Here is a 12952-nt window from a genome sequence, read left to right as displayed (position 1 = left end):
GGCGAAGGCCAGCATTTTCCCAAATGCGCCGCAATGTGACGTCATTGCGCGTTGCACAATGCCTTTCTTATGGCTAGAGAATGTGCAGCAATCCGATATGCTTGGTTTTTGTGCATGCCTGAAGTGACAAAATTGGCTTCGCCGCTCGACATTGGCGGCGTGACGATCCGCAACCGCGTCTTCCTCGCGCCCATGTCGGGAATAACGGACGAGCCGTTCCGGCAGCGCACCTACGCGCATGGCGCGGGCCTGGTCGTGTCGGAAATGGTGGCGAGCGGCGAGCTTGCCAAGGGCAGGGCCGGCTGCGACCTGCGCATCCGTCATTCCGGGCTGCCCGTCCATATGGTCCAGCTTGCCGGCCGCGAGGCCGAGCACATGGCCGAGGGCGCGCGCATCGCTGCCGGCGAGGGCGCCGACATCATCGACATCAATATGGGCTGCCCGGCCAAGAAGGTGACCGGCGGCTATGCCGGCTCGGCGCTGATGCGCGATCTCGACCACGCGCTGTCGCTGATCGAAGCGGTGATCGGCGCGGTCCAGGTGCCGGTCACGGTCAAGATGCGGCTCGGCTGGGACGACAATGCGCTCAATGCACCCGTTTTGGCGCGCCGCGCCGAAGAGGCCGGTGTTAAAATGGTGACCGTGCATGGGCGCACGCGCTGCCAGTTTTATCAAGGCAAGGCCGATTGGGGCGCCATCGCCCGCATCAAGGACGCCGTCTCGATCCCGGTCGTCGCCAACGGCGATGTGGGCTCGCCCGCGGAGGCCGCCGAAATCCTTGAACAGTCGGGCGCCGACGCGGTGATGATCGGTCGTGCCCATTATGGCGCGCCATGGACGGCGGGCCGCATTGCGGCGACGGCTGCGGGCGACGCGCTCTCCGGCGTGCCGGAAAGCCCGCAAGCCATGGCCGACTACATCGTTTCCCACTACGAGGACATGCTGACGCTTTACGGCGTCGAAAGCGGCTTGCGCCAGGCGCGCAAGCATCTCGGCTGGTATCTCGACCGCCACGCTGCTGGCGTTTCCGATGAGCGGCGGAAAGCCATCCTCACCTCTTTCGAACCCGCCCGCGTCATTGCCTTGCTGCATGAGGTGTTTTCCGGCGAAGCCACGCCCTTGCGGAGCGCCGCATGAACGCCACCGTCACACCGAGCTCCGACATGGCGGATGCCGCCAGTATCGTGCTGAACACCATCCGCCGTCCGGTCATCATGGTCGATCCGGACGGGTTCATCACCTACGCCAATGCCGATGCGGAAGACTTCTTCCGTTCAAGTGCCAACATGCTTGCCCGCAACACACTGTCCAAGCTGATCCCGTTCGGCAGCCCGTTGCTGCAGCTGGTCGATCAGGTGCGCGAGCGCCGTGCGCCGGTCAACGAATACCGTGTCGACGTGTCGTCGCCGCGTCTCGGCATCGAGAAGGTCGTCGATCTCTATGTCGCGCCGGTGCCGGAATTCCCAGGCTCGATCGTGGTGATGTTCCAGGAACGCTCGATGGCCGACAAGATCGACCGGCAGATGACACACAGGGGTGCCGCGCGTTCGGTCACCGGCCTTGCCGCCATGCTGGCGCATGAGATCAAGAACCCGCTGTCCGGCATTCGTGGCGCCGCACAGCTGCTCGAACTCTCGGCGTCCGACGAGGATCGCGCGCTGACCCGCCTCATCACTGACGAGACTGATCGCATAGTCTCCCTCGTCGACCGCATGGAAGTGTTTTCCGACGAGCGGCCGATTGACCGCTATCCTGTCAACATCCATGTCGTGCTGGACCATGTGAAGGCAATCGCGAAGAACGGTTTTGCCAAGAGAATCAGGATAATGGAGGACTATGATCCATCATTGCCTCCGGTTTTCGCCAACCGCGACCAACTGATCCAGGTGTTCCTCAACCTGGTCAAGAACGCCGCCGAGGCCATCGGCGGCGACCCACAGGGGGAGATCGTGCTGTCGACCGCGTTCAGGCCGGGCATCCGCGTGTCCGTTCCCGGAACCCAGGACCGCGTGTCGCTGCCGCTTGAATTCTGCGTGCGCGACAATGGTTCGGGCGTTTCGGAAGACATTCTGCCGATCCTGTTCGATCCGTTCATCACCACCAAGCCGAACGGCTCGGGGCTCGGCCTGGCGCTGGTGGCGAAAATCGTCGGCGAGCATGGCGGCATCATCGAATGCGATTCGACGCCGCGCGGCACCACCTTCCGAATCCTGATGCCGGCCTGGAAAGAAACACCCATCGACACTGCCGATGATGAAGGCGAAGGAGACCGCAAATGACGGTTCGCGGCAATATTCTCGTCGCCGACGACGATGCGGCCATCCGCACCGTGCTCAATCAGGCGCTGTCGCGCGTCGGCCATGAGGTGCGCGTGACCTCCAACGCCTCGACGCTGTGGCGCTGGGTGGCGGCGGGCGAGGGCGATCTGGTGATCACCGACGTTGTCATGCCGGACGAGAACGCCTTCGACATGCTGCCCCGCATCAAGAAGGCCCGGCCGGAGCTGCCGGTCATCGTGATGAGCGCGCAAAACACTTTCATGACGGCGATTCGTGCTTCCGAAACAGGTGCTTATGAATATCTGCCGAAGCCGTTCGACCTGACCGAGCTGCTCAACATCGTCAATCGTGCGCTGTCAGAGCCGCGCCGACCGAAGATCGATACGCGACCGGAAGAACAGCCTGACGCCATGCCGCTGGTCGGCCGCTCGGCCGCCATGCAGGACATCTACCGCATGCTGGCGCGCATGATGCAGACCGATCTGACGGTGATGATCTCGGGCGAGTCCGGCACCGGCAAGGAATTGGTGGCGCGCGCGCTGCACGAATATGGCCGCCGCCGAGGCGGTCCGTTCGTCGCCATCAACATGGCGGCAATCCCGCGCGACCTCATCGAATCGGAACTGTTCGGTCATGAGAAGGGTGCCTTCACCGGCGCACAGAACCGCTCGACAGGCCGCTTCGAGCAGGCCGAGGGCGGCACGCTGTTCCTCGACGAGATCGGCGACATGCCAATGGAGGCGCAGACGCGGCTGCTGCGCGTGCTGCAGCAAGGCGAATACACCACTGTCGGCGGGCGCACCCCGATCAAGACCGATGTGCGCATCGTCGCCGCCACCAACAAGGATCTGCGCACGCTGATCAACCAGGGGCTTTTCCGCGAGGATCTGTTCTATCGCCTGAATGTCGTGCCGCTTCGGCTGCCTGGCTTGCGTGAGAGATCGGAAGACATTCCCGATCTGGTGCGGCATTTCTTCAAGATCGGCGCCAGCGAAGGCTTGCAGACCAAGCGCATTTCGACCGGCGGCATCGAATTGATGAAGCGCTATCCGTGGCCGGGAAACGTGCGCGAGCTGGAAAACCTGGTGCGCCGGCTTGCGGCGCTCTATTCGCAGGACGAAATATCAGCCGAGATCATCGAGGCCGAACTGAAGACAGGCGAAAGGCCGGTCATTCCCGGCGGCGGCAATTTGATCCCGGACGATCTGTCCATCGGCCAGGCGGTGGAGCACTTCCTGCAGCGCTATTTCGCCTCTTTTGCCGGTGATTTGCCGCCGGCAGGTCTCTATCAACGCATCTTGTCGGAGGTCGAATATCCGCTGGTCCTTGCCTCGATGACGGCAACCCGCGGCAACCAGATCAAGGCCGCCGAACTGCTGGGCCTCAACCGCAACACGTTGCGCAAGAAGATTCGCGAGCTGGGTGTCAACGTGTACAAATCGTCGAGATCATGAGCGCCTGCTGCCCGAAGTGACGCGAGGTCATCCCCTTTTCAGGGGATCGGCGGCCGAAAGATTTCCGTCACGGCCACACTTGTTGCATAATCGCCACAATGCGTTGCATACATCCAACGCAATCACTGGCTCTTAGACGGCGACATGGCTTCGCAAGCTCTCACATCAAACGAACCGCTTTTCAGCAGACCCGGCCAGAGGGATGGACGGCGGCTGCTTGCGTTGCCTGGCGTTGTGGCAATTGCCGGCGCGCTGGTTACGGCGGCAATCTCGTTTGCGATTCTTGTCGGCGCCACGCCGATCACGCCAGACGCAAACACAACGCTGACGCTGATTGCGGCCAATGCCTTATTTGTGCTGGCGCTGATTGCTCTGGTCGGCCGCGAGGTGCATCGCATCACCATGGCGCGCCGGCACGGCAAGGCGGCGTCACGGCTGCATGTGCGCATCGTGACGATGTTTGCGCTGGTCGCGGCCATCCCCGCCATCATGGTGGCCATCATTGCCTCGATCACGCTCGATATCGGCCTCGACCGCTGGTTCGAAATCCGCACCAAGGCGATCGTCAACTCGTCGCTGTCGATCGCCGACGCCTATGTGCAGGAAAACGCTCGTAATCTTCAGGGCACGACGCTGTCGATGGCCTATGATCTCGACGCCTCGCGCACGCTTTACGGCCTCGATCGAACCGGCTTTCTCGACCTGATGAACAAGGAAGCCGTGGGCAGGAGCCTGGTGCATGCGGCGCTGGTCAGGGAAGACGGCTCCTTTGTCATGAGCGCGAAGACCGATGCGGATTTCTCTATGCCGCCACCGCCGGAGGGCGCGGTCAGCGCCGCGGCCGACGGCAAACCGGTGCTGATCGAGCCGAAGACGCGCAACATCATGGGCGCCATCATCAAGCTGCGGGAGATCGAAGGCCTCTACCTCTACACCAATCGCCTGGTCGACCCCGAAGTGATCAAGGCGAGGGCGATCGTCCAGTCCAACACCGCCGAATATCGCGGCCTGGAAGACAACAGGCGGACGTCGCAGGTGGCGTTCGCGCTGCCCTATCTGTCACTGACGCTGATCATCATCCTGTCGGCCATCTGGACCGGCATAGCGGTGGCCGACCGTCTGGTGCGGCCCATCCGTCAACTCATCGGCGCGGCTGACGAGGTTGCGACCGGCAATCTCGATGTCGCCGTTCCGGTACGGCCTTCCGACGGCGATGTCGCCTCGCTTGGCGATACGTTCAACAAGATGCTGCTGGAGCTTAAATCGCAGCGCAACGAGATCCTGTCGGCCAAGGATTTGATCGACGAACGGCGTCGTTTCTCGGAAGCGGTGCTGGCCGGCGTCACCGCCGGCGTCATCGGCGTCGATCCCTACGGCATCGTCTCCATCGTCAACAAATCGGCCGAAACGATGCTGGCCATATCGGCCACGGCGGCGCTGGGGCAGAACCTGTCCGCCGTGCTACCGCATGTCGGGCGTGTCTTCGAGATCGGCCGCAAATCCGGCAAGCCGGTCTATCGCGAGCAGGTCACCTTCTATCGCACCGGCGCCGAGCGTACCTTCAACGTGCAGATCACCATCGAGGCCGGCGACGACGGCGAGGAGGAGAAATCCTACGTCGTGACGGTCGACGACATCACCGATCTCGTCCAGGCACAGCGCTCGTCGGCCTGGGCGGATGTGGCGCGGCGTATCGCACATGAAATCAAGAACCCGCTGACGCCGATCCAGCTCTCGGCCGAGCGCATCAAGCGACGCTTCGGCAAGGTCATCACCGAGGACCGCGAGATTTTCGACCAGTGCACCGACACGATCATCCGGCAGGTCGAGGATATCGGCCGCATGGTCGACGAGTTCTCGGCTTTCGCCCGCATGCCCAAGCCCGAGATGAAAGCCATCGATCTGCGTGAATCGCTGCGCGAGGCGTCGTTCCTGGTCGAAGTCAGCCGCGCCGACATTGCTTTCGAACGCGTGTTCGGCAACGAACCGCTCAAGGGCACGTTCGATAGCCGATTGATGGCGCAGGCTTTCGGCAACGTCATCAAGAACGCGGCCGAGGCGATTGACGGGCTGGAACAAAAGGACGGTTCGCACGGCATAATCCGGATTCAAGCTGCTCGGCAGAATGGCGCGATCAGAATCGACGTCATCGACAATGGCAAAGGCTTGCCGCGCGAGAACCGCCAAAGGCTGCTCGAGCCCTACATGACGACGCGCGAGAAGGGCACCGGGCTCGGTCTCGCCATCGTCAAGAAGATCGTGGAGGACCATGGCGGGCGGCTCGAATTGCACGATGCGCCCGCGGATTTCCACGGTGGACGCGGCGCGATGATCTCGATCATCCTGCCGCCAGCTGCCGCAACCGCGCCGCCACGCGGTCAAGGCGAAACGGAACACGAACGAGAAACTGAAAAGGTCGGTAATGGCGTCTGATATTCTCATCGTCGATGACGAGGAAGACATCCGTGAACTCGTCGCGGGCATATTGAGCGACGAAGGGCATGAAACCCGCACGGCATTCGATGCCGACAGCGCGCTCGCGGCAATCGCCGACCGGGCGCCGCGGCTGATTTTCCTCGACATCTGGTTGCAGGGCTCGCGCCTCGACGGGCTGGCGCTGCTCGACGAGATCAAGACGATGCATCCGAGCCTGCCGGTGGTGATGATCTCCGGCCACGGCAATATCGAGACAGCGGTGTCGGCCATCCGCCGCGGCGCCTATGATTTCATCGAGAAGCCGTTCAAGGCCGACAGGCTGATCCTGATCGCCGAGCGGGCGCTCGAAACCTCGAAATTGCGGCGCGAGGTGTCCGACCTCAAGCAGCGCAGCGGCGAAACCTTCGACCTGATCGGCATGTCGTCGGCGATGAGCCAGCTGCGCCAGACCATCGAGCGCGTGGCGCCGACCAACAGCCGCGTCATGATCATCGGTCCGTCCGGCTCGGGCAAGGAGCTCGCCGCGCGCGCCATCCACACGCTGTCGACGCGCAAGGGCGCGCCCTTCGTGACGCTGAGCGCGGCCAACATCACGCCCGAGCGCATGGAGATCGAGCTGTTCGGTACCGAATCGAACGGCACCGAGCGCAAGGTCGGCGCGCTTGAAGAGGCGCACCGCGGCATTCTCTACATCGACGAAGTGGCCGACATGCCGCGCGAGACGCAGAACAAGATTTTGCGCGTGCTGGTCGAACAGCAGTTCGAGCGGGTCGGCGGCACCAAGCGGGTCAAGGTCGACGTCCGCATCATCTCCTCGACCTCGCAAAACCTGGAGGCGATGATCGCCGACGGCCGTTTTCGCGAAGACCTCTATCACCGCCTGGCGGTGGTTCCGGTCATGGTGCCGGGCCTGGCCGAGCGGCGAGAGGACATTCCCTATCTCGTCGACAATTTCATGAAGCAGATCGCTCGCCAGGCCGGCATCAAGCCGCGCCGCATCGGCGACGATGCGCTTGCCGTGCTGCAGGCGCACAACTGGCCGGGCAATGTCCGCCAGCTGCGCAACAATGTCGAACGGCTGATGATCCTGGCGCGTGGCGACGATATCGATGCGCCGATCACCGCCGACCTGTTGCCGTCGGAGATCGGCGATGTCATGCCGCGCACGCCGAACCAGTCCGACCAGCACATCATGGCGCTGCCGCTGCGCGAGGCGCGCGAACAGTTCGAGAAGGACTATCTGATCGCCCAGATCAACCGTTTCGGCGGCAACATCTCGAAGACGGCCGAATTCATCGGCATGGAGCGCTCGGCGCTGCACCGGAAACTGAAGTCGCTGGGGGTCTGACCCCCGTTGTTGTTGGTCCAGCGGGCTGTGGCCCATTCAATTGCCGGTTACGGCAGCGGCGGAATCGCATAGAAAAACCGGGACTTTTCTGAGGGATCACCCATGCCGCGCATTACCTATGTGAACGGGCGCTATGTCGCCCATGCCGACGCTGCCGTGCATATCGAGGATCGCGGCTATCAATTCGCCGACGGCGTCTACGAGGTCTGCGAGGTGGCGCAGGGCTTTATCGTCGACATGCCGCGCCATCTTGCCCGGCTGAGCCGCTCCCTTAGCGAATTGTCGATCGACTGGCCGGTCACCAAGGGTGTGCTGCCGCTTCTTCTGCGCGAAATCGTCCGGCGCAACCACGTCGTCAACGGCCTGGTCTATGTCCAGGTTACGCGCGGTGTTGCCAGCCGCGACTTCGTTTTCCCCGCCGATACACCGTCATCGCTAGTGATTACGGCCAGAAAGGCCGACCCGGCGGCGGCCGCCAAGCGAGCCGAGGCGGGCATCAAGGTCATCACCGTGCCGGAAAACCGTTGGGACCGGGTCGACATCAAGAGCACCGGCCTGCTGCCCAACGTACTGGCCAAGCAGAAGGCCAAGGAGGCCGGCGCCCAGGAGGCCTGGTTCGTCGACACCGATGGCAACGTCAAGGAGGGCGGCTCGTCCAACGCCTGGATCGTTACAAGGGACGGCGTTCTGGTCACCCGGCCGGCGGAGCATGGCATCCTGCGCGGCATCACCCGCACGACCATGTTCGAAGTGGCGGCAAAGCTCGGGTTGACGATCGAGGAGCGCGGTTTTTCAGTCACTGAAGCCAAGGCTGCGCGAGAAGCTTTCATCAGTTCGGCAACGACAATCGCCATGCCGGTCGTGGCAATCGACGGTGCCGCGGTCGCCAATGGGCACCCCGGTTCGATAACACTTTCATTGCGGCAAGCCTTTTTTGACGTTGCGGAAAAAAGTCCAGCCTGATAACCGCACAGACGGACTGCACATCAATATATCTCGTTCTGCTTGTCGTTACTGACGGCAAGGGGGTGTTTGCAAGCTTGACATGTGCCCGCTAATTTGGCGCATTAGCCTGCAAACCGAAGGGGATCGGCGAAAGACAAGAACAATGGCGGAACGATCGCAAAACCTTCAGGACCTGTTCCTGAATTCTGTTCGCAAGAGCAAAAATCCACTCACCATCTTTCTCATCAACGGCGTCAAGCTGACCGGCGTGGTCACTTCCTTCGACAATTTTTGTGTTCTGCTGCGCCGTGACGGCCACTCCCAGCTCGTCTACAAGCATGCCATTTCCACGATCATGCCGAGCCAGCCGGTTCAGATGTTCGATGGCGAGGAAAGCCAGGGCGCCTGATTGGCACGTGAAAAAGACGCGGACCGCGGCGTCCGCGGGAAACCAGCACATAATTCCGGGACGGAAGCCACAGGTCCGACCCGGGCGGTTGTCATTGTGCCGGTGCTTACCCGGCATCAGCGCAACGATGACGAAACGAACCGTCCACGGCTGACGCGTTCGGCGGATGCGCGCCACGACGAAGCGGTCGGCCTTGCCCGCGCCATCAACCTGGATCTGATCCACACGGCGGTGGTCACCGTCAACGATCCACGCCCGGCAACCTTGCTCGGCAGCGGCAAGGTCGCGGAATTCGCCGAGATCGTCAAAGAGGGTCACGCGGAGGTGGTCATCGTCGACCATCCGCTGACGCCGGTGCAGCAGCGCAATCTCGAAAAAGAAATGAATGCCAAGGTGCTCGACCGCACCGGATTGATCCTGGAGATTTTTGGCGAGCGCGCGCGGACCAAGGAGGGCACGCTGCAGGTCGAACTTGCCCATCTCAACTACCAGAAGGGCCGTCTGGTGCGGAGCTGGACCCACCTTGAACGCCAGCGCGGCGGAGCCGGCTTCCTCGGCGGCCCCGGCGAAACCCAGATCGAGTCGGACCGGCGGCAGCTGCAGGAAAAAATCATCAAGCTCAAGCATGAGCTGGAAACGGTGCGCCGCACCCGCGACCTGCACCGCGCCAAGCGCAAGAAGGTGCCGTTCCCGGTGGTGGCGATTGTCGGCTACACCAATGCCGGAAAGTCGACGCTGTTCAACCGGCTGACCGGGGCCGACGTGCTGGCCGAAGACATGCTGTTTGCAACGCTCGACCCGACGCTGCGCCGCGTGCGCCTGCCGCACGGCACGCCGATCATCCTGTCGGACACAGTCGGCTTCATTTCGGACCTGCCGACGCATCTGGTCGCCGCCTTCCGCGCCACGCTGGAAGAGGTCGTCGAGGCCGATCTGGTCATCCATTTGCGTGATATCTCAGATCCGGATACGGCCGCCCAGGCCGAGGACGTCGAGCGCATCCTTGCCGATCTCGGTGTCGACGCTGGCGATGCGAACCGGGTCATCGAGGTGTGGAACAAGGTCGACCTTCTCGACGACGGCAACCGGGAGCGCCTGCTCGCCGACGGCACTGACGCCAACAAGGCGCCGCCGATCGCCATCTCGGCGGTCACCGGCGAAGGCATCGATGCGCTGAAGGCGCTGATCGAGACCAGGATGTCGGGCGAACTCGAGGAATTGACGGTGACGATCGAACCGCCGCAGTTCGGCCTTGTCGACTGGCTATACCGCAATGGCGACGTCGTTTCGCGGGTAGACAATGAGGATGGCAGCGCGACCATCGCACTCAAGGCCACGCACACCGCCCGGCAAGAGATCGAAAGCCGATTGCACCGCAAAAACAGGCAGTAAGCCTGATTATTTCACGCCCTTGGCCTGCTGCCAGAGCACTTCCATCTCGTCCAGCGTGGCTTTTTCGAGCGTGCTTCCCGATGCATCGATCGCGCGCTCGACATAGTGGAAGCGCGAGCGGAACTTTTCGTTGGTGCCGCTAAGCGCCGCTTCCGAATCGAGCTTGAGGTGACGCCCCAGATTGACGACGGCAAACAGCATGTCGCCGAATTCGTCCTTGATCTCAGCCGTTTCGCCCTTAGCCAGTGCCTCGCGCAGCTCGCCGATCTCTTCCTCGATCTTGTCGAGGATGGGTGCTGCCTCGCTCCAGTCGAAACCGACACGCGCTGCCTTTTCCTGCAGCTTCAGCGCACGAGTCAAAGCGGGCAGGGCGACGGGCACGCTGTCCAGGAAACCCTTGCCATGGTCTTCGGGGTCGAGGCCGCGGGCGAGGCGCGCACTTCGCTTTTCGGCTTTTTCCTCAGCCTTGATCTTTTCCCACATGCCCTTTGCCATGCCGGCGTTGCGCGCCTTCTCGTCGCCGAAGACATGCGGATGGCGCCGGATCATCTTGGTGGTGATGGCCTCGACCACATCACCGAAGGCAAAATCGCCGGCTTCCTCAGCCATCTGCGCGTGGTAGACGACCTGCAGCAGGAGATCGCCTAATTCGTCGCGCAGATCGTCGAGATCGCCGCGCGCAATGGCGTCGGCCACCTCATAGGCTTCCTCGATCGTATAGGGCGCGATGGTCGAGAAATCCTGCTCGATGTCCCAGGGACAACCGGTCTTCGGCGCCCTGAGCGCCGCCATGATCTCGATCAGCCGGGAAATGTCGCGCGAAGGTTTCATGCGGCGAATGCTATCCCGCTGCCTGTCGTGCGGCCAACGGCGTCAGCCGGAGAGGGGAGATTGTCCACAGCGAGCTTCAGCCGAGTACCGACACAACCGCCTTGGCGAGGTCATCCATGCCGTCCTCGGGCAGGCCGGCGACGTTGATGCGGCTGTCGCCGACCATGTAGACGCCATACTCGGCACGCAGCCGCTCGACTTGCGCCTCGGTCAGGCCAAGCCTGGAAAACATGCCGCGATGGCTGGCGATGAAGTCGAAGCGGTCGGAGTTGGACTGCCGGCGCAGCGCGTCGGCGAACTGGACGCGCAGCCTCAGCATGCGCAGCCGCATCTCCTCCAGCTCCGCCTCCCAGTCGGCGCGAAGGCCATCATCTTCCAGCACCATGCGCACGGCGGCGGCGCCATGGTCCGGCGGCATCGAATACATGGCGCGCGCCGCCGCCAGCATCTGGCTCATCGCCACATCGGCTTGCGCACCATCCTTCGCCAGGATCATCGCCGCGCCGACGCGGTCGCGGTAGACGGCAAAGTTCTTCGAGCAGCTCGAGGCAACGACCATTTCAGGCACCTTGCCCGCGAGAAGGCGCAAGCCGGCCGCATCGGCGTCCAGGCCTTCGCCAAAGCCCTGATAGGCAATGTCGACAAAGGGCAACAGCCCGCGCTCGACGACAAGATCGGTGACGCTGGCCCATTGCGCGATATCGAGATTGGCGCCGGTCGGGTTATGGCAGCAGCCATGCAGCAGCACGATATCGCCGGGCTCGGCTGCGCCAAGCGTTGCCAGCATCTCGTGGAAGCGCACCGCGCCGGAAACGGCATCGAAATAGGGATAATCGCGCACCTTGAGGCCGGCCCCGCGCATCACCGGCGGGTGGTTCGGCCATGTCGGGTCCGACAGCCAGACGGTTGCGTCGGGGCGGGTCCGCTTCAACAGCTCCGCCACCAGCCGCAGCGCGCCGGAACCGCCAGGCGCTTGCGCGGCGCGGATGCGCGTCATGTCGGCAGCGGGGCCGAAGGCCAGCTTGACCATCGCCGTGTTGAAGCCGGTGTCGCCGGCAAGGCCGAGATAGGTCTTGGTGTCCTGGTCCTGCAGCAACCGCTTCTCGGCCTCGCGCAGGGCGCGCATGACCGGCGTCCTGCCGTCGCGGTCCTTGTAGACGCCGACGCCGAGATCGATCTTGCCGGGGCGCGGATCGGCGCGATAGAGGCCGATCAAGGCGATGATCTTGTCGGCCGGGGCAGGTTGCAGGGTCTCGAACATCAATACGGCTCCAATGGCGGCGGAGTAATACGCAAAGCGGCCGCGTTTCGCCAGTGCTTCCATCTGCGCCAGTCCGCTAGCGTACTGGACCGTTACGCCAAGCTTTGTCTGTACGGCAGGGGTCGGCGGCTATGGCGACGAGTTCATTCCAATCCGCCGGATAAGCACCCGTCCAATCACGGCGAGACCGATGCCGGTCAGCAGGGAGAAACCGCCGAGCATGCCGGCCAGCCCGGCAAGGAACCAGCGTCCGGCGAAGCTGTCGACGGAGGCATTTTGCGGATTGGTTGGGTCGTAAGCGACAGGGACGCTGTCGCCATCACCCCAGAACGAGCTGTGGACGGCATTGTTGAAGCGGATGACGGTGCCGTCGGCGGTCGAGAACTCGATGCGGGGATTGTATTCGGCGGCGACAATCCTGCCTGTCGCCGAAGCGGTACGAGGGCCGTACATCTCGACGATGGCCAGCACGCCGGAAGCGATCAGTCCGACAATGCCAAAGATGATGAACACCCTGCCGACGATCGGCAACGCTGCAAAACCCGTTACACGACTACCATTGGCCATCTTTTGCTCCTGGGACAGACGGATAAGGCT

At 62.9% G+C, this 12952-nt stretch carries 11 protein-coding genes; 8 read left to right on the top strand and 3 right to left on the bottom strand.

All coding sequences use genetic code 11. The features are described from left to right. Positions 1-114: 114 nt before the first annotated feature. The 8 genes from dusB (at position 115) to hflX (ending at position 10263) form a co-directional block, all read left to right on the top strand. Complete coding sequence (dusB, locus tag NKI05_RS09750; RefSeq protein ID WP_023816028.1) at positions 115-1137, top strand: tRNA dihydrouridine synthase DusB; 1023 nt, start codon at positions 115-117, stop codon at positions 1135-1137. Then, complete coding sequence (locus NKI05_RS09745) at positions 1134-2279, top strand: two-component system sensor histidine kinase NtrB (protein ID WP_023668926.1); 1146 nt, start codon at positions 1134-1136, stop codon at positions 2277-2279. The genes dusB and NKI05_RS09745 overlap by 4 nt, the downstream gene beginning before the upstream one ends. Beyond that, complete coding sequence (gene ntrC, locus NKI05_RS09740; RefSeq protein ID WP_023668927.1) at positions 2276-3733, top strand: nitrogen regulation protein NR(I); 1458 nt, start codon at positions 2276-2278, stop codon at positions 3731-3733. Before NKI05_RS09745 ends, ntrC begins: the two co-directional genes overlap by 4 nt. A gap of 144 nt (positions 3734-3877) precedes the next feature. After that, positions 3878-6166 carry a sensor histidine kinase NtrY-like gene (locus tag NKI05_RS09735; protein WP_023668928.1) on the top strand — a complete coding sequence of 763 codons (2289 nt, stop codon included), beginning with the start codon at positions 3878-3880 and terminating at the stop codon, positions 6164-6166. Beyond that, entirely contained in the window at positions 6156-7517 is a 1362-nt protein-coding gene (gene ntrX, locus NKI05_RS09730) for a nitrogen assimilation response regulator NtrX (protein WP_023668929.1), read from the top strand. Before NKI05_RS09735 ends, ntrX begins: the two co-directional genes overlap by 11 nt. Before the next feature lie 102 nt (positions 7518-7619). Beyond that, positions 7620-8480 (top strand): D-amino-acid transaminase, encoded by an 861-nt coding sequence (locus NKI05_RS09725; RefSeq protein ID WP_023701734.1) that lies wholly within the window; start codon positions 7620-7622, stop codon positions 8478-8480. Between the two features lie 145 nt (positions 8481-8625). Next, positions 8626-8871 carry an RNA chaperone Hfq gene (hfq, locus tag NKI05_RS09720; RefSeq protein WP_006202172.1) on the top strand — a complete coding sequence of 82 codons (246 nt, stop codon included), beginning with the start codon at positions 8626-8628 and terminating at the stop codon, positions 8869-8871. After that, positions 8872-10263 carry a GTPase HflX gene (gene hflX / locus NKI05_RS09715; protein WP_023708495.1) on the top strand — a complete coding sequence of 464 codons (1392 nt, stop codon included), beginning with the start codon at positions 8872-8874 and terminating at the stop codon, positions 10261-10263. Between the two features lie 6 nt (positions 10264-10269). On the opposite strand, the gene mazG is transcribed toward hflX, so the two are convergent. The 3 genes from mazG to NKI05_RS09700 all read right to left on the bottom strand — a co-directional run bounded on the left by mazG (position 10270) and on the right by NKI05_RS09700 (position 12922). Further along, complete coding sequence (mazG, locus tag NKI05_RS09710; protein ID WP_023691283.1) at positions 10270-11094, bottom strand: nucleoside triphosphate pyrophosphohydrolase; 825 nt, start codon at positions 11092-11094, stop codon at positions 10270-10272. Positions 11095-11170: 76 nt separating this feature from the next. Continuing rightward, positions 11171-12355 (bottom strand): amino acid aminotransferase, encoded by a 1185-nt coding sequence (locus tag NKI05_RS09705; protein ID WP_023816029.1) that lies wholly within the window; start codon positions 12353-12355, stop codon positions 11171-11173. A gap of 129 nt (positions 12356-12484) precedes the next feature. Further along, positions 12485-12922, bottom strand: a complete 438-nt coding sequence (locus NKI05_RS09700) for a DUF3592 domain-containing protein (protein WP_196814917.1) — start codon at positions 12920-12922, stop codon at positions 12485-12487. Positions 12923-12952 lie beyond the last annotated feature (30 nt).

The organism is Mesorhizobium sp. M0771 (assembly GCF_040320155.1).
Classification (GTDB): domain Bacteria; phylum Pseudomonadota; class Alphaproteobacteria; order Rhizobiales; family Rhizobiaceae; genus Mesorhizobium.
Note: the sequence above shows the minus strand (reverse complement) of the source record. Positions and strands in the feature narration are given on the sequence as shown.